Below are 25,020 nucleotides of genomic sequence, written 5' to 3'. Positions count from 1 at the left end.
TATAGATGTCGTATTATAAGCGACGGATTTCTTATTTATCTTAAACTTTAATAAAAAAAACCGATCGAAATGTCACAAGACGTAGAATCAAAAGTAAAAGCAATTATCGTTGACAAACTTGGAGTTGATGAGTCAGAAGTAGTGACCGAGGCTAACTTCACGAATGATCTGGGTGCCGACTCTCTGGATACAGTTGAACTCATTATGGAATTCGAAAAAGAGTTTGACCTTAGCATTCCCGACGAAGATGCTGAAAATATTGCTACGGTAGGCGACGCTGTGAAATATCTGCAGCAAAAACAATAAAGCAGACTTAAACATATAATATGACTGGACGTAGAGTAGTAGTAACAGGTATTGGAGCACTAACACCTGTCGGAAAGACCGCACCTGAATTTTGGAATGGTTTGGTTTCTGGCAAAAGTGGAGTCCGTACCATTGAACACTTCGATACAACAGATTACCCTACAAAATTTGCCGGACAAATTGAGGACTACGACTCAAGTGAGTTTTTTGAGCGTAAAGAAGCCCGACGGCTGGATAATGTCTCTCAATACGGTATAATAACCGCTGATGAGGCGATTAAAGACAGTAAGGTCGATCTTGACTCTATCAACAAAGATCGTGTTGCTGTAATTGTAGGGACCGGTATCGGAGGAATGAAAACATTTTACGACCAGTCTGTCGATCATCATGAACATGGTCCGCGCGGTGTGAATCCGTTCTTTATTCCCATGCTCATTCCTGATATGCCTGCTGGCCATATTTCTATTAAATATGGTTTTAGAGGAGCGAATTACTGCGCTGTTTCAGCGTGCGCAACCGGATCTCAAAATATCGGCCTGGCATACGATGCTATAAAGTATGGCCAGGCAGATATGGCCGTCTGTGGTGGAACAGAATCCCCCGTTTGGGCGATTGGAGTTTCCGGGTTTAGTTCGATGAAAGCTCTCTCCAAACGAAATGAATCCCCTGAAACTGCATCCAGACCTTTTGATAAAGACAGGGACGGTTTTGTCCTCGGCGAAGGTGCTGCGATGATGTTCATCGAATCTCTTGAATCCGCTTTAGAACGCGGTGCCCGAATTTACGGTGAAATCTCAGGATATGGATTCTCAGCTGACGCACATCATATTACCGCACCCGACCCGGACGGCAATGGCGTGAAACTTGCCCTTGATATGGCACTCAATATGGCTGGAATCACCCCGAATGATGTTGATCATATCAACATGCACGGTACGTCTACTCCTCTCGGTGATCTTGCTGAGACGAACACCATCAAAAAAGTGTTCGGTGATCATGCATATGAAATGAATCTCAACTCTACCAAGTCGATGACCGGACATATGCTCGGTGCAGCCGGTGCAGCTGAATCGATTGCTGCGCTTCTGACGACTTATCACGGGATTATTCCACCAACAATTAACCAGGTTACCCCAGATCCGGAATGCGATCTTAACTACACGCCAAATGAATCAGTTGCAAGGGATGTAACCTATGCCATGAATAACGCCTTTGGTTTTGGTGGACATAATACTACTCTCATTTTTAAAAAGTTCGATGACTAAAAATGCTAGGAAGGTTAAAAAATTGGTTTTCAGCACCAACAGATCAGTTTAAAGAACCTTCCGCACGCATTAAAAAACTTGAAAAGCTCCTCGGTTTCAAAATTGAACCCGAAGATCGCGGCATCTACCTGAGGGCATTGCGCCATCGGTCTATCATTGATGGGAAAAAAATACAGGCTCATGAAACGTATGAACGTCTGGAATTTTTGGGTGATGCGGTATTGGATCTCGTTGTCACCGAAATTCTTTTCGATCAATATCCACTCGCCAATGAAGGTTTCCTCACTAAATTAAGAGCTAAGGTAGTAAGAGGAAAAACGCTTGCCCAGATCGCGCGATCAATGCAGATAAATGAAGTGATGGAGATAGGCGAACGAGCATCAGGACAGGGAATTGAGGTTTCAAAAAGTGTTCTCGCAGACTTGTTCGAATCTGTTGTTGCCGCGATTTATCTTACCAAAGGCTACGAATTCACCTCAGAGTTTACAGATAAACTTATAAATAAACACCTTGATCTGAAGTCGCTTGAAGTGAAAGCGGATAATTTCAAAAGTTCTCTGATGGAGTATTTACAAGCTCTGAATGAACCTCTGCCCGACTACCGGGTTATTGATGAAGAGGGTCCCGCTCATGATAAAACCTTTACAGTTGCGGTCTATTTACAGGGCGAATTGAAAGCAGAAGGGAAAGGAAAGAATAAAAAAGATGCTGAACAGATCGCGGCCGAAAAAGCCCTCGCTCTGTTATTACGGGATGAAACATAATGGGTATCAAATAACTTTATCCTGTACACTCAGAAATTTAAATAATGATTTACATTTAACACTATGAAGCAATATCTCAATCTTGTTAAAAACGTACTTGATAATGGTGTTATAAAAGAGAATCGAACGGGAATTCCTACAATTTCGTGTTTCGCTGAACATTATAAAGTTGACCTGGCAGAAGGATTTCCACTTCTGACGACAAAAAAAGTGTTCTTTCGATCTGTGATTCTTGAATTACTTTGGTATCTGAGAGGAGAAGATCACATCCGATGGTTAAGAGATGAAAATGATTGCCATATTTGGGATGCATGGGCCGATGATGACGGGTATGTGGGGCCGATCTATCCAACACTCTGGAGACGTTTTCCCGCGCTGAAAAGCGAAAGCGGCGCTTCATATCCCGGGAAAGGTACAGATGAAAACGTAAAATGGGCCTATGATGAATATGACCAGGTACAGCGGGCAGTTGATATGCTTAAAAAAAATCCCAATAGCCGCCGTATAGTTGTGAGTGCATGGCATCCGGGGCTGCTCGATGAAATGAGATTACCACCATGCCACGTGATGTATATTTTTAATGTTTCGAATGGCCGGCTGAATTGCCACCTTACACAGCGATCCGGAGATATTGCTTTAGGTATACCATTCAACCTGGCCTGTTATTCCGCATTAACGATGGCAATTGCGGCAGAAACAAACCTGAAACCGGGAGTATTTGCACATACAATTGTAGATGCACATATATATGAAAATCACGTGGAAGGCCTGAAGGAGCAATTAAAGAGAGAACCCAGGAAACTCCCTGAACTCAAAATTCAGAAAAAACCGCTCAACCAGCTTGAATTTTCAGATTTTGAACTTTTAAACTACAATCCACACGATAAAATCCGGTTTCCGGTAGCCGTATGATTTTAACTTTAATTGCAGCCCACGATCCCAACCTGGTTATCGGTAAAGATGGAGAACTTCCATGGCATTACCCGGAAGATCTGAAGTTTTTTAAACAAACGACTATGGGGCATACCTTGTTGATGGGCAGAATTGTATTTGAAGAACTTGGAGAAAAACTACTCCCGGGTCGGGAAGGCGTGGTTTTAAGCCGATCGCAATCATATCCCCATGTCCCGACATTCTCATCAATTGATGACGCATTGAATCACTTATCGGATAAAGAGCGGGTGTTTGTTATTGGAGGCGGAGAGATCTACCGACAAACAATAAACATGGCCGATGAGCTGATTATCACAGAGATCGATGAAGCCTACGATGGAGATACTTTTTTTCCTGAATACAGAGATCAAATAGGTGAGGTATGGAAAGAAAAATTCAGACAGGAAAGTGGCTCACTTACGTTCTTAAAGTATGTTCGGAACCGCTCTTAATTCTTTATCGGACTTTTGGTTATACAATTAAAAAAGACTAACTGAAAACCCAGATTAAAGCCTGTATGTTACGGTAAATTGATTCTGAAAATATTACCGTGGCTGAAAATTTGTCTTACTTTTTTATTCTTAACGAGATCGGGCTGTACGGTATTCCTGCCCAGTTGATTCTGCTGGTCTTGGTAATTGTATTGTCCGTTATTCTCTTTATCTATGTCCGAAATGGGAATAGATCAAATGATCTGAAATTATCAGAAGAGGCGAAAACTACGTTTCTTAAATCCATACTGGATCATTCCGGTACAGGAAATGCCATTATCGATTCGGAGGGATTTATTCGTTACGTAAACTTTGGTTTTTCAGCTTTATTTAATGAGAATGAGTTGCCGCTTGCCGGGAAAAATATAAACGAGATACCACAGCTTAAAAAACTTTCGCGAAGTTTCCATGAGAACAGTTCCTCTGTAATTGAAATACAGGGGGGAGATGATAAAATTTATATGGTAAAGTATTTTACCGTAAAGGATGCAGCTCGAAATATTGTTGGAAGGTATTTGAAGACTCTTCCCGATTTAAAAAAAGCAGAGAATGAATCTGGCGGAGTCGATTTGTCTCACGAATTAAAAACTCCACTGCACGCTGTGATCGGTTTTTCACAACTATTAAGCAAAGATGCTGACCTCACAGATGAACAGTATAAGCTTCTTGAAAAAATTATTTATCACTCAAAGCTTTTAGATGGTAAAATCAAAAATCTGCTTGGCGCTGAACAGGATTCAGTCCGTGTGGATTTACAAAAAACGGGTTCGGATTTGGGTTCGAATAATATCAAGAAAATATTAGTTGTTGATGATGTTTCCATAAACAGAACGCTCCTCAAACTTATGCTGAAAAGATATGGAATTGATGTACAGGAGGCATCGAATGGAGAGGCAGCACTGCAGATTCTTGAAAACTGGAAAGCAGATATGATTCTGATGGACCTGAGTATGCCTGTAATGGATGGGATTGAAGCAGTTAAGGTTATACGCGGAAATGGGGCTTCAAGCCTTTCAGCATCAAAGATTATTGCTGTAACAGCAACTCAACGATATTCAAGAGGTGAGTTAATTGATGCAGGGTTTGACGACCTGATGCAGAAGCCATTTAAAGAAGAGGAGTTGCTGGCAAAAATCGGGATCAATGTTTCATCAAATATCCCAAATTGAGATTCTCCCTGCTAATTTAGCTCCTTCAGGTGAACTATATATGGTTTAACTACCGGTTGCGTGAGAGCTATGATATGCCGGGTATCCACAGCTTTTGAAAATTCCACTGCTTTACTTTTCCCTTCCAGGATCCAGATACTCTCATTTTCATATTTGTAAGCTTCACTATAACTCTTGTCTATATCGATGTAATATGAAACCGATTCATCATCGAAGGGGAGCCCCTTTTGTTTTAAAACCTGTTTGGTCTGAGATGTAAATTTCCCGATCTGCTTATCAATCTTATTTTGAGGTAAAAAAGTCGATCTGAAGAGATCCCGCTGAAGAAATCGGATGGAGAGGTCCCGCAGAATTGGGTCCGATTGCTCTGCCCATGCTTTAATACTAATTAAAACATCATGATCATCCAGTGCCATATAATGTTTCATTATTACATCTGAAATCGACTTTTTGGCTGATCTCTTTTCTGTTAAAAAATACTCCAGATGCCAGGAAGGTGTATGGAGTGATTCACCATTTTGAAGTAAATACTCAACTCTTCGGAATATTTGTTTCAGAAGGGAATCCGCGCTAAGAACAGTTTTGTGCAGATATACCTGCATATACATCAATCGGCGGGAGAGAATATAGTTTTCGACCGCATATATCCCTTTCTTCTCAATAACAACATTTCCGTTTAAAATGCGCATTGTTTTCAGAATACGGTTGATACCAACCGAACCTTCTGATACCCCCGTAAAAAAACTGTCCCGCTTCAGGTAGTCGAGACGATCAATATCAAGCTGTGAAGATATCAGCTGGTGGAGAAATTTCTTTGGATACTGATCAGTAAAAATATCGATAGCAGTCGTTAGCTCACCGTCAAACTCTTTGTTTAACTGATGCATGATTTTCAGGCTCATTTTCTCATGATTGAAATCATCAATTAAAGTGTGCTCAAGAGTATGTGAAAAGGGACCATGTCCTACATCATGCAGCAAAATAGCAATTAAAGTTCCCTTGATTTCCGCATCACTGATAGTTGTATCTTTTTCAACTAAATTTTTCAGGACACGCTGACAGAGTTCAAGAGCGCCGAGAGCATGGGAGAATCGGGAGTGCTCTGCAGCAGGAAACACAAGGTATCCTAACCCCAGTTGCCGTACTCTGCGTAAACGCTGAACATAAGGATGGTCGATGAGCTTCAATATCACACCTTTTGGAACTGTGATAAATCCGTGAATAGGGTCACTGAAAATTTTATACTGGCTGCTTTTATCCATCTGAAGATTTTAAAAAATACTGATCGAGATTAGAAATATCCGGCAGTTTTGCAGGCCGCTTTTTCTTTACATCATACCAGACACCGGTTGTCTGTGCAACCGCTTTGATTTCACCTTTTTGGTTAAATATCGCCTGAATTCCTGTTACACTGCTGTTGCCAACTTCTTTTAGCGAACTGTAAACAGAAATTTTTTCATCGTAAAGTACAGGTTTGATGTACTTGAGATCGAGATGTGCCAATACAAAACTGAAACCATTTTGCATGGATGAATGCAGTTCCGGAATAGTTTGAATAAAGCGGATGCGGGCTTCCTCGAAATAGGTATTAAAAACGGCGTTATTTACGTGCTGAAGAGGGTCCAGGTCGCGAAAACGTATATCAACAGAGGTTTTATGGAAAAATTCATTCGGCTGAAATGTGTTTTTCAAAAGAGAAATCGGTTTGATTTGAATTGAGGTACAAATAATACCACTTACTAAGGCATTTTAACAGTTTTATGAACTTTTATCAGCCTGTTAATCTTATATGCCATTTAAAAGAATTCAGAACCGCGTTAATGAGGATTGGAATTTAATCATTTAAATAAATCATTATGCATATGATCTTGATTAATGCATGAAATCGCTATCTTCTGAAAAATTAAAAATAGAATAGAACACAATTTATGTTTGATAAAAGTACCTCAAAATTTCTCGAAGAACTTTTAATTACCCCAAGTCCTACGGGATATGAATCTGCAGGACAAAAAATCTGGCTCGATTACTTATCTCAATTCAGTGATAAAGTAGAGTCTGATGCGTATGGATCCGGAATTGCTAAAATCGAAACCAGTTCAGATGTAATGACAGTGATGCTGGAAGCACATGCAGATGAAATTGGTATGGTTGTTCAATATGTATCAGATGATGGTTTTATCTACCTCAATAAACTTGGGGGGAGTGATTCTACAATAGCCCGTGCGAAGCGAGTGGTTATTCACGGGAAACATGGCAAGGTAAGCGGAGTTGTTGGAAATACCGCCATTCACCTGCAGGATAAAAAAAATGGCGGTGGTAAGGAACCGGCCTGGAAAGATATTTATGTGGATATTGGGGCATCCGACAGGGAAGAGGTTCTTGAAGTGGTTCAGATTGGAGATCCGGTCACTTATGCAGATGATGTTGAATACCTGAATGACCGAATTATAACGGCTCGGGCGCTGGATAACCGGATTGGTGGTTTTGCAATTGCCCAAACGATGAAATATCTGAAAGAGAGAAATAAAGATCTCGCGGTCAATGTGATTGCTTTAAATTCTGTTCAGGAAGAAGTAGGTGGATTTGGTGCCCGCATGATGAGTTACCGTCACATGCCCGATGCAGCCATTGTAACGGATGTAACCCACGCAACCGATTCTCCCGGGATAGATCAAAAAGAACACGGACAAGTGAAGCTTGGAAAAGGACCTACAGTACAGCACGGAGGTGCCAACCACCCGGCAGTTGTAAAACTTATAGAAAAAACAGCAGAAAAAAGGGATATTTCTCTCCAGCACGAAGCAACAAGTGTACGAACCGGTACAGATACAGACAGTATATTTTTCCAGCGAACCGGCATTCCAAGTGCGCTTGTATCTGTCCCTATTCGATATATGCACTCACCGGTTGAGACAGCCTCACTCGATGATTTGGAAAAACTTATTGAATTGATGGCCGAATCGGTACTTTCGATGGAACCGGATCAGGCGTTTACCGTTCTGTAATTACTAAAAAAGCCGCTTTGGATTTTCAAAGCGGCTTTTTTAAATCAGATTTATTCTTCTTTATTTAATTTCATGTAGAGCAGCGTTTTGGCTTTTTTCCATTCCCGGTTTACGGTACTTGTTGAAATATCAAGAGTTTCGGCAACCTGGCAAACTGAAAGACCGCTGAAATACTTCAATTCTACAATATCGTACATACGCTCATCAATCATGCGAAGTTCTTTACAGGCGTGATCGAGTTCCAGAAATTCCTTAGCCTCTTTGACATCAAGTGTCTCTTCATCCAGCTCAATTTTCACTGCACCGCTTCCCCGTTTCGAAGCCAGCTTTTTTCGGGCATAGTCCACAAGAATCTGGTGCATTGCTTTAGATGCAAGCCTCATGAGGTGTTTTTTACTATTGCATTCAAGATCTTCTTGCTGAAGCCATTTCATATATACTTCATGCACAAGATCTGTTCTGTTCAGTGTAAGATCGTTTCGTTCCGATGCAATTTGAACTGAAGCAATGTCTTTCAGTTCATTATAGATGAGCGGGAAAAGTTTATTATAAGCCTTTGTACCTTCATCTTCGAGCTGATGAAGTAGTGATGTTACGTCTGTATTTGTGGTTGAACTGTTCATGCTTTACTCATCTTTTTGGATTGGATATCATTTGTATGATCCAAATAGGTGAAAACCCTTACAGAATAAAGCGATTTTTTTTAAAATTCTAATATTTGGATGAGTTACCCTGAGTTCTAACAAATGATGAGCAGATAATCTCACTTGTTAGGGCAAACTTTATTATTACAATTTAAAAGAATTATTAATCGAATGGATATGACTATTCTCGTTCATATCCATTCGGATTCTTTGTCTGCCAGTTCCAGGCATCACGGCACATCTCTTCAAGCGTGAGTTCAGTTTGCCAGTTTAGCTGCTTTTCTGCTTTTGAAGGATCAGCGAAACAGATCGCGGCATCACCGGGGCGACGATCTGTAATTTCGTAGTCAATGTTCTGACCGGTTGCCTTTTCAAAGGTATGTATTACATCAAGCACGCTGGATCCTTTGCCAGTGCCCAGATTGTAGGCCTCGGCACCTGAAATATTATCAAGATGTTCCAGGGATTTCAGATGGCCTTTTGCGAGGTCTACTACGTGAATATAATCTCTGACTCCGGTGCCGTCGTGGGTGGGATAGTCACCGCCAAAAACCGACAGTTTTTCTCTTTTACCTACAGCTACCTGGGTTACAAATGGCATCAGGTTATTGGGGATTCCGGATGGATCTTCACCAATAATTCCACTTTGGTGTGCTCCAACCGGGTTGAAATATCTGAGCAGCGCTATCTTCCAGGAGGGATCGCTAACACATAAATCACGTAAAATATATTCAATTGTAAGTTTGGTTTGTCCATACGGGTTGGTTGCCGAAAGGCTGGAATCTTCAGTTAACGGGGATTCGGAGGGGTCACCGTAAACGGTAGCAGATGAGCTGAAAACGAGTCGTTTAACATTGTGCTTTTGCATCGCACGGCATAGATTCACGGTTCCGGTAATATTGTTTGTGTAGTACATAAGCGGTTTTTCCACGGATTCTCCAACCGCTTTTAACCCTGCAAAATGAATGACAGCATCGATGTTATTTTCACTGAATAGTTGATCCAGGGCTGGCTCATCAAGTAAATCAGCTTTAATAAATTCGGCACGTTTGCCGGTGATTTCTTCAACCCGGTCAAGAGACGTTACTTTACTGTTCGAGAGGTTGTCCATTGCGACAACTCGGTATCCCTCAGTGAGAAGCTCAACAATAGTATGACTTCCAATAAATCCGGTTCCGCCGGTAACAAGTATAGTCTCCATTCTATTCAATTATGTTTGATCAATAGTTATTGTTTTGATGATGGTTTAAAATCAGCTCACATTTTCACTTCGTTCTTTTAGCTGCTGAAGTATCTTATCACAATATGCATCCATATCATCAGCATATTTTTTCTTCATTTTCGCTATATCCTCATCAGAACTTTCTGAGAGTAAGATTTTAGATTTCTCATACGTTTCGAGAAGCGGATCGAGCTTAAGCATTTTTGCAACCGGCTTAATTTTATGGCCGGTACGCCTGAGCGTTTCAAGATCTTCTTCCATAACATTTTTGTGGAAGTTGTTCTTGAATTCCGTGAATGAAGTTACAGATGCCTGACAAAACTCATCCACATAAGCTTCGTCGTTATAGAGCATATCTCTGATGATTTGAAAGTCAATGGGGCCTTTGTCAGTAGTCATAATTACTCGTTTGCAGGTTCAGTAACATTATGTGGTGCTGGTTTACCATTTTTGTCCATGTGGACAAACACAATTTTATCGATGCTGATAATTGTGTTATGTGTAAATTTTTGACGGACTTCGCACCGTACAGTTATCGATGTTCGGCCAAAATCCACGGTTTCCATCCCGATTTCGATGATATCTCCAAGTTTTGCAGAGCTCACAAAATTAATTTCCGACATAAATTTTGTAACAATATTTCCTTTTCCAAGCTGGCAAATCACATAGATAGCTGCTTCTTCATCAATCCAGGCAAGAACAGAGCCTCCAAAAAGGGTGCCGTGCGCGTTTAAATCGGTAGGTTTGATGAGTTTACGGCTGAAAAATCGCATAGGTGGATATTTACTGGACATCTGTTTTTATCGATCAATTTGTGAAGTTATTCGTATCAACATTTCTGAAACACATCGAAACAGGGATGATATTTTCTGATTGCAAGATATTGTAAAAATGGGATACACCATAACAGATTTGAAAACCATAATGGTAGGATCTGCAGGGAGATTAGCATTTTTTCATCTTTATGTGATTAAAAAGACCCGATATGTAATAAGGCTATCGAACCGGGGCATTTATCAGAATTATATCAAAAAATCACAGAGTGACTGAACAAAAAAAGAAAAAATGCCGATAAAGAGAGGTGAAAGGTTACACCCTTCAAATATTAAGGATATTTAATATTTCTTGTAACAAATGGGTTCCTGATTACTCCTGTTAACAGATCTACTAACAATTTCTTCCTTCTTATGAGAAAAATAGCATTTACAAATCAAAAGGGCGGAGTCGGTAAAACGACGACCACAATTAATACCGGGGCAGGACTGAGTAAAATTGGTTACAAAGTGCTTCTGGTTGACATGGATCCGCAGGCGAACCTAACGTATTCATTGAAGATTCACTCTTCAAAAATGAAAAATAATATCTATCACATGCTGAAGGGGCAATTGTCTGCCCGTGATATTGTGATGGAGCATAACGGTTTCGATCTGTTACCGGCATCCATTGAGCTTTCCGGAGCAGAGATGGAACTGGTCAATGAACCTGCAAGAGAACAGATTCTAAGATCGGCGCTGAAAGAGATTGAGGATGATTATGATTTCATTCTTCTCGATTGCCCTCCAAACCTCGGGCTTCTCACACTGAACGCATTTACAGCAGCTGATGAACTGGTGATTGTGCTGCAGAGTGAATACCTGGCCCTGCACGGACTCTCAAAATTGATGGATCTGATCAAAATCGTTCAGCAGCGTCTCAACCCAGATTTGAAAGTGGAAGGCATTGTATGCACTCTCTTCGATAAGCGTAAAAATCTGAACAGAGAGGTAGTGGGGCATATCCGCGAGCATTTTGGAGCGAAAGTATTTAATACGGTCATCCGCGATAATATCGCACTTGCCGAAGCCCCTTCACATCATAAAACAATATTTGAATACGACAGCCAAAGTCACGGCGCAAAAGATTACCTCGAGTTAGCCAAAGAGATCAGAAACGGATATTAATCATGGGCTTGAAACGAAGTTTAGGATTTTCTCCAATCGATTCGCTTGGTGATGAAAAATCGGAGTTCAGTTATGTGGGGGATAATCGACCGCGGTCGGGCCGAAGCGACAGCATCTTCAGTGACTACCAGAATGATAGCAGTATGTCGCTGGCGAACTCCTTTACGGAAAAAATGAAAGCGCAAAAAGCTCAGCAGGAGAATCTTGAAGAGCAGGATCGCCCCGAAAAGAAAGTGGCCAGCTATTATCTTGAAGTGGAAACTCTGAATAAATTAAAAGAGTGGGCGGATTCTGCAAAAGCTTCTTATTCATCCGTTGTTGAAGCTGCTATACAGGCACATCTCGGCAGAGTTACAGGGTAAACCGGTCATTAATCGGTTCGGGAGCCGCGTAAGTAGGCAACAATCGCTTGCCGGGCGAGATGGTTTTCACCATATCGTTCCACAATCCAGCTGTATTCCGGCATCTCCCGGGCATCCTCATATTGATGAGCTTTCTTTTCAATCAGTTCGAGTACAAGGTACCGCACAACCAAATCATCGGTATGTTCACGAACCATCTTCTCTGAATACTCCACAACCTCAGGGTTGAAACCGGACTGTTCCAGTAATTGGGTAGCAGCTCCCGGATTTCGCCCCCACACCGGGTGCAGCGGATGAACCTCTTGTATAACCTGCAGAAGAAATTCAGGTCCGGGTCCGTCCTCTGGTGAATCCTCTCCCACATGCTCATTCCATCGAACTTGCTGATTGAGCAATCCCAAGTATGCGATGTAAAGTGCTGCTCGCTGCTGCGGATGCAGTGAATCATCTTCTAACGTTGTCCGAATCTCTTTTCTATACTTTTTTGCATTGTTCGCAATTCTATTCATCCAACCGGACAGCTCTCCGTTATTTTGGTCATTTGAATCGGGTTCGACAGTATTATCAGAAGAATTTATCTCATAGTTTTTGTAAGTGGTTTGAACCAGTGAGAGAGGTTGAATCCAGAAATAGTCAGATGGATTTGAAAACGAAAGTCTGGCATTGGGCCTGTGGGCAGGGGTCGGTGAAATCGGGCCTACATTTTTTTGATACTTCGTCTGTTCATTTGGATCAAATCTCAATTCGATGGAATCAGCGTTAGCCGGTGGGATGATTACCCCCTCGAATGTTCGGTTCGGTCGGATCGCCGTAAGAGCCTCACCGGGAAGCGGGACAGGGCCTCCCGATATTCCGCGGACCTGGTAACGGACCGTATCGCGGTCGGCCGGAATGGTAGCTGATATCGAGCCATCACTATTCAGGTCAAAAATCGGTGCGGTATGAAAATCATAATTGTTGAAATTGCCATACACCCGAATCCACTCCCGGTACGGTTCCTGATCAAAATACATGCCATTATTATAGTATCGCGGCACCAGCCGGATATCCATCTCAATGTTCTCCTGATCGTAAATCATCACCGGAAGCCTCAGGTTCTGATGGTGTACTGCCGCTATGGATAAGTTATAAATGCCGGGTTCCGCAATAGTAATTTCGTATGACCCCTCAGGGCCGGCGATCACCTCGGTCGGCCGATTGAAAATGGTGGTTTGACCGGCTGGGTGAGGAGTGAGCACAATATTCGGAATCAGCTCACCATTCAGGCTCGTAACGGTGCCTTTGATAGTAGTTTGTGCAGTGCTTTCTGCCGTTTGCCCGGCTGTAATCAGTAAAAACAGGAGTACAACTTTCAGCTTGTTCATCTCTATTTTTTAAGTGTTCGCTGTTATTATACTAAATCGTTAGTAATACGCAAAATTTTTTTGCCCGGGATGACACAGTCTGTCACCCGGGCTCATTACTTTTGATACATTCCACAATTCAGTATCATCTGATCAACCCGGAAGGCCGATAATTACAGACCCGTTTTATGCTCCACATTTACAAGAGTCACTCTTTAACAGATCTCGCCGAAAAGCTCGCTGCGGAATTAGTCGGGCGAATCCCGGAAGATCCGTTCGAGCCGGTTCAGATCGTTGTTCCCAACCTTGATACATCACGGTGGCTTCGGCTGATTCTTTCAAAACAGAACGGAATATTGGCCAACTGTCACTTTTTATTGCCTGCGGAGTGGCAGTTTCAGCAGATTCGAAAGTCGTATCGAACACTTCCTTCGCAGCTTCCATCAGATCCTGGCCCGCTGACATGGTCTCTGTTTGATCTGCTTATGGATGATGACAAACGCTCTAAATTCTCACGGCCCGATCGATATATTCGCATGCAGCCTGAAGAGATCAAAGAAAAGGCGGTATTTCAGCTTTCGGCAAGGATTTCATCGGTCTATGACCAGTATATCGTGTACAGGCCGGAATTGATCACTGGGTGGCAGAAAGGGAATATTTCGGCAGATTCGGACGAGCAGTGGCAGGCAAAACTGTGGAATGAACTGGAGAAGGAGAGAAAAAAACGCGAGAAGGGAACCGGGTTTCCCAATAAAGCAGAATTAATTCTGGAGATAACAAACGATCTAAAGTCCGGCAAAACGGAACATCCGCAGCCGGTTTATTTTTTTAATCCGGGTTTGATTCCTGTCGCGATCGTTAAAATGGCGGAAAATACATCATCACAAACCGATGTTTTAGTTTTTCGGATGGATCTGCAGCACAAAAAAAGTGAAGCGTCTGAGAATGAGAACGCGTTGGTTCAGGCGTTTGGCGAAGAACAGAAGGGGGTCGGATTACTGTACGATTTTCATCAAACTGCGAATGAGTTTGTTATTGATAAGGTTGATTCAAATCCCGATTCTTTTTTAAGTCACGTTCAAAAATCAATCCTGGAGAACAGGAATCCCGATGGATGGACAGGTGACCTGAGTTCAGTTGAGGTTCGTTCGTGTCATACGCCTCTGCGTGAAATCGAAAACCTTCACCAGTTTCTGCTGCGCCGTTTTCGGGATGATCCGGATCTGAGCCCGGATGATGTATTAGTTGCAACCCCCGACCTTGAAACGTACCTGCCGTTTATTCAAGCGGTGTTTGGAACGGAACAGAAGGGGTTTCCTTCCATCCCGTATCACGCCGGTTTTGGAGGGATTAGCGGCAGCGGGCTGAAGCGCGTGCTCACACAACTGCTGGATCTGATCGATTCACGCCTGAGCTTCACAGAGGTGATGGACCTGTTCCTGGAAGAAGAGGTCCGGAGCCGGTATGATGTATCGGAATCCGGTGCGTCCCGTATCAAGCGGTGGATGGAAGAGAATCACGTGATTTGGGGTGCGGATGGGGATCACAGACGGGCGGCGGGACAGCCGGAAAGTGATCTGCAAACCTGGCAATCGGCACTCAATCGCGGCTGGAAAGGGATGCTGATGGGGGAGCAGGATGATCCGTTCGACGATGGTGAAATTCACTTCCACAAGATCCAGGGACGAGACCGGGAAGAGGACTGGTCCGCTTTTTCAGGTTTCGTTGGGAATCTGAGAGATTTTGGGAAAGTATCCGAATCAAAAAAAACGGTGTCTGGCTGGTGTGATTTTACCCTGAAACTCATTCGTTCATTCTGCTCTGATGGTGTTTTAAAAGAGAAGGAAAGTGATGAAATCCGAAGATGCCTTGACAGGATCACTGAAGCGGCAGAAACCTCCGGAACCAAACAGAAAATCACGTTTCGTCTTTTTCGTGCGCAATTCAAAAAACAGCTCGAAAACAGCTCTGCCTCGACGGCTCTCTTTTCACGCGGTGTAACATTCAGCACGATGGTGCCGGTGAGATCGATCCCTGCAAAAGTAGTTGCGCTGATTGGTCTCAACGAAGCCGATTTTCCCCGAAAACCGAAGTCAGCTGACTTTGATCTGATGGCCCGGAATCCCGCGCCGACCGACCGAAACCGGAAGAATGAAGATCGCAATCTGTTCCTGGAATCGGTTATGGCAGCCGGCGATGTTCATTACTGCAGTTATATCGGGATGAGCCGTGTGGACAATGAGCCGATTCCACCTTCGCCGATTGTGAATGAATGGGTAAATTTTATCGCAGATACTACGGGAAAAAAAGCAGAAGATATTGTACATAATTCACCGCTTCACGGGTTTTCACGGGAGAATTTCAGGAAGGGGACATCTTTTGCGAAAACAGAGTTTCTGGCATCTGAACGGATGTTTAAGCGGGGTACGGGAGTACGGGGCCTTCAGCCGGGCGATCCCATTTCCATTGAAGAGAACGGAGATTTTATCCCATTTGAAGAGCTTGACAGATTTTACGCAAACCCGGTTCAGACGTTTTTCAAGAGCCGGTTCAATCCGGAAATTAATCGCGCAGAAGAGAGAAAAAAAGAATTTGAGTTAAGCAGCCTTGAGTATCACAAATTATTTGATCGTGTCTTTGGATGGAGGATGCAGGATAAAAATGAAGATCAGATTCTAAATCTGCTCTATCGTACCGGAACCGTACCCCAGGGCTGGCAGGGTGAAACTGTGTTGCGGGAAATCATTCATTCGGTTGATTCAGCGATCGAATGGGTTCGTGAAGAAGGGTTTGAACCGCAAATCAACAATTTCGACCTCAATATTCAAACAGAATCTATCTCCATTAATGGATCTCTGCTAAGTTATTCTGCAGAACGGATGCTCGATATCACACCGTCGGGTTTCAATGGCGGAAGGGTGTTCAGGAGCTGGATCCGGCATCTGTGCGGAAACGTATCGGGGCATTTTCCCGATTCAGAATCCAATTTTTTGTGCGATCTGAAAAAACCGAAACCCAAATGGATAGCCTTTCAGCCCGTAAAAAACGCTGAAGAGCAATTGGAACTGGCAGTTCGGATATTCAGATCGGGAATAGAATCACCCATTATGCTATTTCCGTCCACTTCTTATGCGTATGAAAAAGCGATCTTTAAAGAGAATGGTATTCCGGAAGAGAGTGCCGCACAAATATTCGAAGGGTCGGAATACAACCGATTTGCAGAAAACCGGGATTTGTTCGTGACTTTTCTTGCCGGGGATGAACCCGATTTTGAACCTGAATATATCCATCCGCAGTTCCGGGAGCTGCTTAATTGTATGATGAACCATATGGAACCTGTGGTATGAGAGAAGAACTGAATCAGATTTTTGATCTTGAATTCTCACCCCGAGTGCTGGTTGAGGCGAGTGCCGGAACCGGGAAAACATATACCATTGTTGGGATTTTTATCCGGCTGTTGCTTGAACGAGAGCTCGATATCGAGCAAATTCTAACCGTGACCTTCACCAAAAAAGCGACGGCTGAACTTCGTGAACGAATTCTTGAACGACTACGGCAAACTCTGGATACGGTTGAAGGGAGTGACCCGCCGGGTGATAAAGATCCATTTTTGAGTGAAATCTACAGCCGTTATGGAAAAAACCTGAAGTCTGCTGAAGCACTTCGCAGGGCGATGCACAATTTTGATGATTGCCAGGTTTTCACCATTCACGGATTTTGCCAAAAAATTCTCCAGGAAGAGGCGCTGATTGCGGGTACGCCTTTTGAGTTAAATGTGAGTCCCACCGATCAGCTATTGATGACGGCGGCTGATGACTACTGGAGAACCTTCATGCATGAGAACAGCGGTTCAGAAGCCGGTCACTATCTCATTTCAAAATTGACTTCCATTGCAGCTACTCCCGGCGAATTGATCAGTTACGGTGGGATCAAGCCGCTGATTGACAAGCCGTATGCGACTGCCGAAGGTGAATTTGTAGATGATCCCAAAGCGATTCTGAAGGACTTGATTGATTTGAAAGCCGATCTGAAAAATCTTTGGCACGCGGAAAAAGAGACGATTCTGAAAATCATGAGAACATGTGATTTGAGCGGCTATGCGCAGCATGTAGATTCCAGAATACGGAAGTTTGAATTCTATCTTTATGACAGATCATTCAGCCAGGATAAGCCCGATGCGCTGGTTTATCTGACATCAGATTATGTGTATGATGATGAAAACCTCAGGAAAAATGGAAACCCGGTTCCTGAGCACCCGTTTTTTGATCTCTGTTCCGAACTGGCTGAGAAGGCCGGTGAGGTAAAAAAAGTTCAGTCCACTTTGCTAATCCAGGCGTTTCGGGAGATATCGGAGCGGAGAAAGGAATTGACGGCAGAATCGGAAATCAGCAGTTATGATGATCTGCTTACAAATATTCACGACTCTCTCATCACAGGTGAAAATAGTGCTGAACTCTCCGGAAAACTCCGAAAACGGTATCCAGTTGCGCTGGTGGATGAATTCCAGGATACGGACCCAATTCAATACGAGATATTCAGCAAAATCTATCCGGCCCAAAACAGTGACAGCAGCTTGATGATGATTGGTGACCCAAAGCAAGCCATTTACGCTTTCCGGGGTGCGGACCTGCATACCTATTTCAGGGCGAGAAAAGATGGGGTGGGATCCGATTATACGCTCACGAAAAATTACCGGAGCACAACGGGGTATATCCGGGCGGTGAACGAGCTTTTTTCAGGTGAAAGAAATGCGTTTATCGAAGAAGAAATAGAGTTCAGGCCTTCGGAAGCAGGACGGGAAAATCACACCGATTCTCTGGTAATCCGTGGTGAATCGGTGCCATCACTTTCAGTTATTGCGCGTAGCGGTATTGATTCAAACAAGGGGAATGCCTGCAGTTTTGCCTTCTCTCAAACCGTAAAAAAAATTGGTGAAATACTCGGTATGGCTTCCCGCGGTGAGGCAACAATCGGTGACAGGCCTGTTCGTGCCGGCGATATTACGATTCTGATCAGCCGGCATAAAGATGCAAAGACACTGCAGCGAAAATTGAAACAGATTGGGATTGATTCGGTGACGAAAACCAATCAAACCATCTTCGAAACAGTGGAAGCCACTAAACTGGAAATTGTGATGAATGCCGTTTTAAATCCGCTGAACAGCAGAGCGGTACATGCACTCCTGTTAACCGGCATGTTTGGCCAGGATCTGAACCGGCTGCACAATCTGACCGAAGATGAGGAGCGTTACCAGTCACTTTCCGAAGAACTGATGGAGTTGAACTCGGTTTGGAAGCGACGGGGATTTTATGCCATGTTCTATGAAATTATCCATAAAGAGGGGAGGCTCGCAAACCTGGCATCTCTTGAGGGTTCGGAGCGAATCATTACAAATTTGTATCATCTTGCAGAGGTTTGTGCACAAGAGGAGAGGATAAATGAACGTGCGCCGCGTATGCTGCACCGCTGGCTGCTGCGGCAGATGGATGAAACCGAACGGGAAGAGGAGAAAGAGCTTCAGCTCGAAAGCGATCAGCACCTGGTGAAAATCATGACCGTTCATGCGAGTAAGGGGCTTCAGTTTCCGCTTGTTTTTTGCCCGACATTATGGATGGGCCACGAACCGTCGTTTCATAAAAATAAAATTAAATCACCGGTTGAGTATCATAAACCAGGAGAAAGTGAGCTTTATATCAACATTGAACGGGAAAAAAGTGAACGCAGAAAAGCTGCCGAAACAGCGGCGGACCTGGAGTCGATTGCGGAGGAGGTGCGGAAAACGTACGTAGCGCTGACACGTGCCGAATACGGTTCATTTGTCTTCTGGTCAACCCACACAGAATCCCTTTTTTCCGGACTCGGAGCTGCGCTGTCGGGAACGGAAAAAACGAAGCAATTCATCGAAGATCGCGTAAAATTAAAGGATGGAAAAGAACCTGATGAGGGAATTATTCTGGATCGATTTAAAGAACTGTCTGCTGTGCCCGAAATTGGCTTTGAGATTATTGAAAGAGATGAACCGCTTTCCGACATAGAAATCACCCAACCCGGGGCCGGAGATGAGATTGAGTTTGAGCCGTACATCGGCCGGGAAACACTGCAGGTGAAAAATCGGGTGGAGAGTTTCTCTTCGCTGGCAGGTCACTCTTCGGATCCTGCAGAACCTGATTTTGACCAGGTTATCGAGCAGTATTCTGAAGCGTTTGAACCTGAATCGGAATCAGAGAAATCGCAAAAAGAGTCCATTTTCCAGTTTCCAAAAGGGGCAACTGCGGGTACGGCTATTCATAAATTATTTGAGCACGAATCGTTCGATTTCTCAGAATTTGCTGCAAATGATTTTGGGAATGCGGTTGAGGAACTGCTTGAAGAGTATCAATTTGATCTAAAATGGAAAGATGTAATCCTTCAGATGCTCAGTGATGTAACCGGCGCAGAAATCCCCGGTTTTTCACTGAACAAGTTGAGAAATGATGATCAAATTCGCGAACTGGAGTTTCACTTTCCAGCTGCTGAAGTGTATGGTGATGAACTGATAGAAATCATTCGGAATGAAAACGGAAATACCATTCCGGATTCCCGCAGCCAAATGTATCTGACCGGTTTTATTGATTTGGTGGCGCGGCAGGATGGTAAATATTATATCCTCGACTATAAATCAAATTATCTCGGGGATTCTGTAGATGATTATGGTGAGGAAGATTTGAGACATGAAATCCGGGCGAACCACTACGATCTGCAATATCACCTCTATACCGTTGCCCTTTTAGCCTATTTACGCACTCGCGTGCCCGGTTTTAGTTACGAAAACGATTTTGGCGGAGTAGCGTACCTATTTGTACGGGGGATGAAACCGGGCAGCAGTAACGGCGTGTGGTTTCATAAACCGGACCTGTCAGTTATCCAGAAACTCGAGCAAACTCTTGGTGTGATGAAATCTGAACCATCAAACATAATCAATCCGGCTGAAGAATGAGTAAAGGGAATAAGCAAACGCCAACTCTGTTTGATCAGCCTGAGAATTCAGGTGCGAAGAGAAAAGAAATTTCTCTTAAAGAGATTTTTCAGCGCCATGAACTGGAATTGATTCGATACCTGGAATCAGAATATGGCGAACTCTCAGAAGATGAAAAAATTGCGGTGGCGCTCACGTCTCTTTTTGTCAGAGATGGTCATGTTTGCATGCCGGCTGACCGAAGCGTGGAGGAGCTGATACAAATTACAGAACCGGAAAAACGGGAATATCAAAACCTGAATCCCGGGAAACTGGATCTGTTACATAGCAAAATTATTGGGAAACCGGGCTCGGGTAAGCCGTTTACACTCATTGATAACAGGCTATACATACACAGATTTTATAAACAGGAACAGAATTTAAAATCGTGGATTCAACAAAAAAGCCGCTCAGAAACCGGTTTTTCAGTTTCCGATTCGGTAAAAGCGGAGCTGGATCGTCTTTTCCCGGCTGAAGGCAAGAGTGTCAACTGGCAAAAAACGGCAGCAGCACTTTCACTTTTTAAATCCTTTTTGATTGTATCCGGCGGCCCCGGGACCGGAAAAACCACGACTGTTGCACGAATGCTAACCCTTTTGCAGCGAACATCAGAAAAACCACTTCGTATTGCCCTCGCAGCACCAACCGGAAAAGCTGCGGGCAGAATGGGCGAAGCGCTGTTTGGGGAGCTTCAAAATTTGAACCTGACAGACGAACAGCTCCGTTCTTTTCCCTCTGAAGCACAGACCATTCACCGGCTGCTGAGATCAGTGGAGGAGCATGGATTGCTTCCGCCGGTTCGCCGGAAAATGCTCCGGTATGATATCGTAATCGTGGATGAAGCTTCAATGATTGACCTTTCCCTGATCACCCGACTGATTCGTCACCTCGATGAAGGGACGCGCCTGATTCTGCTTGGTGATAAAGATCAGCTTGCTTCGGTGGAAGCCGGATCTGTATTTGCTGATTTGTGCCGAAAAAAGGAAAACACGTTTAATCCTGAAACCGAAGATCTGCTGAAAAATCTGGGTATTCCGTTAGCAGATCAAATTCCATCATCCAGTAAAATTGATGACTCAATTGTATATCTGACCAAAAGTTATCGATTTGATGAAAACAGCGGTATCGGGCAATTGGCCGCTTCAGTAAACCGGGGGATAGATTCGGTTCAAAGCACCGAGGATTTGTTTCACTCGTTTGATGATATCCGATTCAATTCGTTTCAAAACCGGAAAAATGATTTCGGGAAACTTACCGCTGATATTCGTGATAAGGTTCAAAGTGTACAAAAAATTGATACCCCCGAAGAGGCCCTTGAATTTTGGAAAAAGTCCGTTTGGCTGACAGCCCTGAGGCGAGGACTATCGGGTTCAGAGCGGCTGAACCGGCTTGCCGAGCAGGCAGTAGCGTCCGCACGGGTTGTGAAAATGCAAAAAGGGTGGTTTCATGGGAGGCCAATCATCATCTCCCGAAATAATTATGATCTGGGTGTTTTTAATGGGGATCATGGCGTATGCATTCTTCAGGATGATGGAAATTACCGAGTATTTGTGCAGTCGGGATCCGGAATCAAAAAAATCAAACCGGAACAGCTGACTCATTTTGCCCCGGCCTATTTTTTAACGGTACATAAAAGCCAGGGATCAGAGTTTAGTCAGGTGAACTTTTTGCTGCCGGTTAAAGACACGCCGATACTCACCAGGGAGCTTTTGTACACCGCGATTACCCGGGCCAAAAAAGGGTTTTCCTTATACGGGGAATTAGAATTGTTTATCAAGGCGTCAAACCGTGAGACAGAGAGATTTTCCGGATTATAGTGGATTTTTAACCGTGTTGGTAATTTCAGTGCGATGATATCCTATAATTGATACCGGTTAAACACTTTAATGATGAATAAAATCAATGTTATAGTGCCTGAGAGATGAGAAAAAAAAGAGAAAAATTTTTAAAAAAGTATGGAACAAAGATCAGGCATGTACGTTAGACCCAATGTTATAACTCGATAAGAGTTGTACCCCGAAAGCCAACGTAGTTAGAGAGGTCTGGTTGAAAGCCAGGCCTCTTGCTTTTTATGCTCATCTTTCCCGTTTAGAGTGGCTCTAATGATACCGAATCTTCCGGATCAGATTACTTTAATATCTTCCAGTCCGCCATCCTTAATCTGCACCGTTCGATATGGAAACCTCCGAACAACTTCATAATCATGCGTTACCATCAATACGGACATTCCGCGATTATTGATAGTTTTTAGTAGTTCCATGATGGAGGCACTCACTTCGGGATCGAGGTTACCGGTTGGTTCGTCAGCGAGCAGAATCCGCGGTTCATTGGCCAGTGCTCTTGCAATAACCACGCGCTGTTGTTCTCCGCCGGATAGATCAGCCGGCATTGCTTTTCGTTTATGGCTGAGCCCAACGAGGCCAAGAACTTCTAACACACGCTGTTTGATGTAACGATTTTTCTGGCCTGTAACGCGAAGGGCAAAGGCTACATTTTCGTAAATATTTCTATCCGGAAGCAGCTGAAAATCCTGGAATACGATGCCGAGGCGTCTTCTGAGAAAAGGGACTTTGTTATCAGGTAAATTTGAAACTTCATAGTCGGCAACTCTCACAACTCCCCGGGTGGGCAGTACATCTCTGTAGAGAAGTTTTAAAAAGGAACTTTTTCCTGCTCCGGTCTTACCGATTACGTAACAAAATTCACCCACGTCCAATGAGAAGTTGATATTTTCGAGCACTGTTGTTCCGTTGAAGGCTACCGTAACGTTATTTAAATCAATAACACTGTTTTCTGTCATCGTAATACCATTGTGATTCTCAGGCTGCGTTTGTGTGCGGGTTTCAGTTCAAAACCATCGTAAGCTTTCACCAGGCTGAACGGCGACTTTTCTACAATGGGATAGAGCTCGTTCATCGTGTAGATTCGCTGCTGGTGTTCTTCCCTGTAATTTTTAACCTGGCTGCTGTCAGCCAGGTTTTTCAGCGAAATATCAAAAGTGTTGGTGTGGATTTTCTGCTTTTCATCATACCGGCTGGATCTTTGATAGCTAAAATATTCGTTCACGGTTTCATTCTCATTATCGAGATAACGGATCGCTTTCCTTGAGTTACGTGGTGTTGTGAAATCATATACAAAGATGCCGCCGGGGTTCAAAACATTATAAACCTGTTCGTGCAGCTTTGCGATATCACTGGTGTTGTGAAGATAGTTGAGGCTATCGAAAACCATGTACACGGCATCGAACTTTTTGTCCAGGTTGATGTCGAGAAAATCAAGCGTCTGAAAGCTGACGTCAGATTCTTTTTCTTCTCCTTTTTCACGCGCTTTACGAATCATATCCGGAGAAAGGTCGGTCGCTGTGATCGTATAGTAACCCAGTTCTTCCATCGAAATAGCCATCGTACCGGTTCCGCAGGCGAGTTCCAGGATATCACGCGCTTCGTGGTGGTGACGCATGATCACTTCGTCGATGTAATCCGCCCACGCCTCATAATCCACATCATGCATTACTGCATCGTAAATCTCAGCCAGGATTGAATATTGTCGTTTCGGTTCGATATAATCTGAGATATTTTCCAATTAGCAGGTTGCTACTTTTTTTCTGTGTTGTGCCATTTCTATTGCAAGAGAGTATGCTGATAAGAACGAGTGATGATCTGCACTGTTCGTACCTGCGATATCAAAAGCTGTTCCGTGATCGGGCGAAGTGCGAATAATCGGCAAACCGGCCGTAAAATTCACACCTTTACCAAAAGTTAGTGCTTTGAATGGAATGAGCCCTTGATCGTGATACATGGCGAAAATAGCGTCATATTTATTCTGCATCTGTTTCCCAAAAAATCCATCTCCTGCGAAGGGACCGCTCAGCGAATATCCGCTGCGATTCAATTTTTCAATAACCGGAGTGATCAGGTCGATCTCTTCACGGCCTATAACCCCTCCGTCACCTGAATGCGGATTCAGTCCAAAAACCGCAATTTTCGGTTCCGGAATGTTGAAATCAGCCTGAAGAGAGTTGTGCAAAATTTGCAGTCGGGTGGTCAGGAGTTCGGGCGTTAGCAGTCCGGCGACATCCCGTAGCGGAATATGAATGGTTGCGAGGGCAACACGCAGCGGGCCGCTGACAAGCATCATGAGAACCTGGTGGGTGCCCGTTTTTTCTGCCAAAAATTCCGTGTGTCCCGGAACCCGGTACCCGGCCCGTGTGATCGCTTCTTTTGATATCGGAGCCGTAACGAGAGCATCGGCGCTGGAAGAAAGACAAGCCTCAATTCCTTTTGCCACAGACTGCATTGCCGCCTTGCCGTTAACAGCATCAAGTCTTCCGGGCCGGATCTCGTGATCCATCATAGCGGCTTCAATTAAGTTGATCTGACCTGGAACGACATCGGATGCATTTTCAACGATGTGAATATCAAGATCAAACCCGATCGAATCTGCGTAGAACTTAAACACGGAGGAATTTCCAAGCAGAAGCGGTGTAGCTTTGGCGGTTCCAAACTCGTGGATGGTTTTTAATATTACCTCCGGACCAATCCCGCCCGGATCACCCATGCTAATTGCTATTGTTGGCTTCATA

General features: G+C 43.7%; 22 protein-coding genes. 12 read left to right on the top strand and 10 right to left on the bottom strand.

The features are described from left to right. Window positions 1-69 precede the first annotated feature (69 nt). From DYD21_RS09680 to DYD21_RS09655, 6 genes are all read left to right on the top strand, one after another. Window positions 70-306: an acyl carrier protein gene (locus DYD21_RS09680; RefSeq protein WP_116035842.1), complete on the top strand. Its 237-nt coding sequence runs from the start codon at window positions 70-72 to the stop codon at window positions 304-306. Window positions 307-326: 20 nt separating this feature from the next. After that, entirely contained in the window at window positions 327-1,571 is a 1,245-nt protein-coding gene (gene fabF, locus DYD21_RS09675) for a beta-ketoacyl-ACP synthase II (protein ID WP_116035839.1), read from the top strand. A gap of 2 nt (window positions 1,572-1,573) precedes the next feature. Beyond that, complete coding sequence (gene rnc, locus DYD21_RS09670; RefSeq protein ID WP_116035837.1) at window positions 1,574-2,335, top strand: ribonuclease III; 762 nt, start codon at window positions 1,574-1,576, stop codon at window positions 2,333-2,335. A 63-nt stretch (window positions 2,336-2,398) separates the two neighbouring features. Then, window positions 2,399-3,247 carry a thymidylate synthase gene (locus DYD21_RS09665; protein ID WP_116035835.1) on the top strand — a complete coding sequence of 283 codons (849 nt, stop codon included), beginning with the start codon at window positions 2,399-2,401 and terminating at the stop codon, window positions 3,245-3,247. Next, a complete protein-coding gene (locus DYD21_RS09660; protein ID WP_116035833.1) occupies window positions 3,244-3,720 on the top strand; it encodes a dihydrofolate reductase in 477 nt (158 codons plus the stop codon). Before DYD21_RS09665 ends, DYD21_RS09660 begins: the two co-directional genes overlap by 4 nt. A gap of 110 nt (window positions 3,721-3,830) precedes the next feature. After that, window positions 3,831-4,928, top strand: coding sequence for a response regulator (locus tag DYD21_RS09655; protein ID WP_158551491.1), 1,098 nt, complete (start codon window positions 3,831-3,833; stop codon window positions 4,926-4,928). 11 nt (window positions 4,929-4,939) lie between these two features. On the opposite strand, the gene DYD21_RS09650 is transcribed toward DYD21_RS09655, so the two are convergent. Together DYD21_RS09650 and DYD21_RS09645 are read right to left on the bottom strand one after the other, a co-directional pair. Further along, the gene (locus tag DYD21_RS09650) at window positions 4,940-6,190 is read right to left on the bottom strand and encodes an HD domain-containing protein (RefSeq protein ID WP_116035830.1); all 1,251 of its coding nucleotides are present in this window, start codon (window positions 6,188-6,190) and stop codon (window positions 4,940-4,942) included. Further along, complete coding sequence (locus tag DYD21_RS09645; RefSeq protein ID WP_158551489.1) at window positions 6,183-6,620, bottom strand: thioesterase family protein; 438 nt, start codon at window positions 6,618-6,620, stop codon at window positions 6,183-6,185. Before DYD21_RS09645 ends, DYD21_RS09650 begins: the two co-directional genes overlap by 8 nt. 236 nt (window positions 6,621-6,856) lie before the next feature. On the opposite strand from DYD21_RS09645, the gene DYD21_RS09640 reads away from it, so the two are divergent. Continuing rightward, window positions 6,857-7,933, top strand: coding sequence for a M20/M25/M40 family metallo-hydrolase (locus tag DYD21_RS09640; protein WP_116035824.1), 1,077 nt, complete (start codon window positions 6,857-6,859; stop codon window positions 7,931-7,933). Window positions 7,934-7,983: 50 nt separating this feature from the next. On the opposite strand, the gene DYD21_RS09635 is transcribed toward DYD21_RS09640, so the two are convergent. The 4 genes from DYD21_RS09635 to DYD21_RS09620 all read right to left on the bottom strand — a co-directional run bounded on the left by DYD21_RS09635 (window position 7,984) and on the right by DYD21_RS09620 (window position 10,572). After that, window positions 7,984-8,556 carry an ECF-type sigma factor gene (locus tag DYD21_RS09635; protein WP_116035822.1) on the bottom strand — a complete coding sequence of 191 codons (573 nt, stop codon included), beginning with the start codon at window positions 8,554-8,556 and terminating at the stop codon, window positions 7,984-7,986. 202 nt (window positions 8,557-8,758) lie between these two features. Then, the gene (galE, locus tag DYD21_RS09630) at window positions 8,759-9,778 is read right to left on the bottom strand and encodes a UDP-glucose 4-epimerase GalE (protein ID WP_116035819.1); all 1,020 of its coding nucleotides are present in this window, start codon (window positions 9,776-9,778) and stop codon (window positions 8,759-8,761) included. A 51-nt stretch (window positions 9,779-9,829) separates the two neighbouring features. After that, entirely contained in the window at window positions 9,830-10,198 is a 369-nt protein-coding gene (locus tag DYD21_RS09625; protein WP_116035816.1) for a taurine dioxygenase, read from the bottom strand. A 2-nt stretch (window positions 10,199-10,200) separates the two neighbouring features. After that, a complete protein-coding gene (locus DYD21_RS09620; protein ID WP_116035814.1) occupies window positions 10,201-10,572 on the bottom strand; it encodes an acyl-CoA thioesterase in 372 nt (123 codons plus the stop codon). Between the two features lie 414 nt (window positions 10,573-10,986). Here DYD21_RS09620 and DYD21_RS09615 point away from each other — a divergent pair, with 414 nt between their 5' ends. Continuing rightward, entirely contained in the window at window positions 10,987-11,739 is a 753-nt protein-coding gene (locus DYD21_RS09615) for a ParA family protein (RefSeq protein ID WP_116035811.1), read from the top strand. A 2-nt stretch (window positions 11,740-11,741) separates the two neighbouring features. Continuing rightward, a complete protein-coding gene (locus DYD21_RS09610; protein WP_116035809.1) occupies window positions 11,742-12,101 on the top strand; it encodes a hypothetical protein in 360 nt (119 codons plus the stop codon). A gap of 8 nt (window positions 12,102-12,109) precedes the next feature. On the opposite strand, the gene DYD21_RS09605 is transcribed toward DYD21_RS09610, so the two are convergent. Continuing rightward, on the bottom strand, window positions 12,110-13,465 hold the full coding sequence (locus DYD21_RS09605) for a carboxypeptidase-like regulatory domain-containing protein (RefSeq protein WP_116035807.1): 1,356 nt from the start codon (window positions 13,463-13,465) through the stop codon (window positions 12,110-12,112). 167 nt (window positions 13,466-13,632) lie between these two features. On the opposite strand from DYD21_RS09605, the gene DYD21_RS09600 reads away from it, so the two are divergent. The 3 genes from DYD21_RS09600 to recD are packed head-to-tail and all read left to right on the top strand — an operon-like array spanning window position 13,633 to window position 22,255. Beyond that, on the top strand, window positions 13,633-16,791 hold the full coding sequence (locus DYD21_RS09600; RefSeq protein ID WP_116035804.1) for an exodeoxyribonuclease V subunit gamma: 3,159 nt from the start codon (window positions 13,633-13,635) through the stop codon (window positions 16,789-16,791). After that, complete coding sequence (recB, locus tag DYD21_RS09595) at window positions 16,788-20,420, top strand: exodeoxyribonuclease V subunit beta (RefSeq protein ID WP_116035802.1); 3,633 nt, start codon at window positions 16,788-16,790, stop codon at window positions 20,418-20,420. The genes DYD21_RS09600 and recB overlap by 4 nt, the downstream gene beginning before the upstream one ends. Next, window positions 20,417-22,255, top strand: coding sequence for an exodeoxyribonuclease V subunit alpha (recD, locus tag DYD21_RS09590; RefSeq protein ID WP_116035799.1), 1,839 nt, complete (start codon window positions 20,417-20,419; stop codon window positions 22,253-22,255). The genes recB and recD overlap by 4 nt, the downstream gene beginning before the upstream one ends. 305 nt (window positions 22,256-22,560) lie before the next feature. Here the strand turns inward: recD and ftsE are convergent, their stop codons facing one another. From ftsE to pdxA, 3 genes are read right to left on the bottom strand one after another with little or no spacing between them, the layout of a single operon-like run. Beyond that, entirely contained in the window at window positions 22,561-23,238 is a 678-nt protein-coding gene (gene ftsE / locus DYD21_RS09585; RefSeq protein WP_116035797.1) for a cell division ATP-binding protein FtsE, read from the bottom strand. After that, window positions 23,235-24,020, bottom strand: coding sequence for a class I SAM-dependent methyltransferase (locus DYD21_RS09580; RefSeq protein WP_116035794.1), 786 nt, complete (start codon window positions 24,018-24,020; stop codon window positions 23,235-23,237). The genes ftsE and DYD21_RS09580 overlap by 4 nt, the downstream gene beginning before the upstream one ends. Continuing rightward, entirely contained in the window at window positions 24,021-25,019 is a 999-nt protein-coding gene (pdxA, locus tag DYD21_RS09575) for a 4-hydroxythreonine-4-phosphate dehydrogenase PdxA (RefSeq protein ID WP_116035792.1), read from the bottom strand. Window position 25,020: the final 1 nt, after the last annotated feature.

This window comes from Rhodohalobacter sp. SW132 (assembly GCF_003390325.1).
GTDB lineage: Bacteria > Bacteroidota > Rhodothermia > Balneolales > Balneolaceae > SW132.
Note: the sequence above shows the minus strand (reverse complement) of the source record. Positions and strands in the feature narration are given on the sequence as shown.

What these genes read in the sequence shown, in the direction of transcription:
- recD (WP_116035799.1), top strand. Translation starts at nt 20,417, where the DNA reads ATGAGTAAAGGGAATAAGCAAACGCCAACTCTGTTTGATCAGCCTGAG.
- DYD21_RS09640 (WP_116035824.1), top strand. Translation starts at nt 6,857, where the DNA reads ATGTTTGATAAAAGTACCTCAAAATTTCTCGAAGAACTTTTAATTACC.
- ftsE (WP_116035797.1), bottom strand. Translation starts at nt 23,238, where the DNA reads ATGACAGAAAACAGTGTTATTGATTTAAATAACGTTACGGTAGCCTTC.
- DYD21_RS09680 (WP_116035842.1), top strand. Translation starts at nt 70, where the DNA reads ATGTCACAAGACGTAGAATCAAAAGTAAAAGCAATTATCGTTGACAAA.
- pdxA (WP_116035792.1), bottom strand. Translation starts at nt 25,019, where the DNA reads ATGAAGCCAACAATAGCAATTAGCATGGGTGATCCGGGCGGGATTGGT.
- DYD21_RS09650 (WP_116035830.1), bottom strand. Translation starts at nt 6,190, where the DNA reads ATGGATAAAAGCAGCCAGTATAAAATTTTCAGTGACCCTATTCACGGA.
- DYD21_RS09615 (WP_116035811.1), top strand. Translation starts at nt 10,987, where the DNA reads ATGAGAAAAATAGCATTTACAAATCAAAAGGGCGGAGTCGGTAAAACG.
- rnc (WP_116035837.1), top strand. Translation starts at nt 1,574, where the DNA reads ATGCTAGGAAGGTTAAAAAATTGGTTTTCAGCACCAACAGATCAGTTT.
- DYD21_RS09610 (WP_116035809.1), top strand. Translation starts at nt 11,742, where the DNA reads ATGGGCTTGAAACGAAGTTTAGGATTTTCTCCAATCGATTCGCTTGGT.
- DYD21_RS09600 (WP_116035804.1), top strand. Translation starts at nt 13,633, where the DNA reads ATGCTCCACATTTACAAGAGTCACTCTTTAACAGATCTCGCCGAAAAG.
- galE (WP_116035819.1), bottom strand. Translation starts at nt 9,778, where the DNA reads ATGGAGACTATACTTGTTACCGGCGGAACCGGATTTATTGGAAGTCAT.
- DYD21_RS09625 (WP_116035816.1), bottom strand. Translation starts at nt 10,198, where the DNA reads ATGACTACTGACAAAGGCCCCATTGACTTTCAAATCATCAGAGATATG.
- DYD21_RS09635 (WP_116035822.1), bottom strand. Translation starts at nt 8,556, where the DNA reads ATGAACAGTTCAACCACAAATACAGACGTAACATCACTACTTCATCAG.
- DYD21_RS09605 (WP_116035807.1), bottom strand. Translation starts at nt 13,465, where the DNA reads ATGAACAAGCTGAAAGTTGTACTCCTGTTTTTACTGATTACAGCCGGG.
- recB (WP_116035802.1), top strand. Translation starts at nt 16,788, where the DNA reads ATGAGAGAAGAACTGAATCAGATTTTTGATCTTGAATTCTCACCCCGA.
- DYD21_RS09660 (WP_116035833.1), top strand. Translation starts at nt 3,244, where the DNA reads ATGATTTTAACTTTAATTGCAGCCCACGATCCCAACCTGGTTATCGGT.
- fabF (WP_116035839.1), top strand. Translation starts at nt 327, where the DNA reads ATGACTGGACGTAGAGTAGTAGTAACAGGTATTGGAGCACTAACACCT.
- DYD21_RS09665 (WP_116035835.1), top strand. Translation starts at nt 2,399, where the DNA reads ATGAAGCAATATCTCAATCTTGTTAAAAACGTACTTGATAATGGTGTT.
- DYD21_RS09620 (WP_116035814.1), bottom strand. Translation starts at nt 10,572, where the DNA reads ATGCGATTTTTCAGCCGTAAACTCATCAAACCTACCGATTTAAACGCG.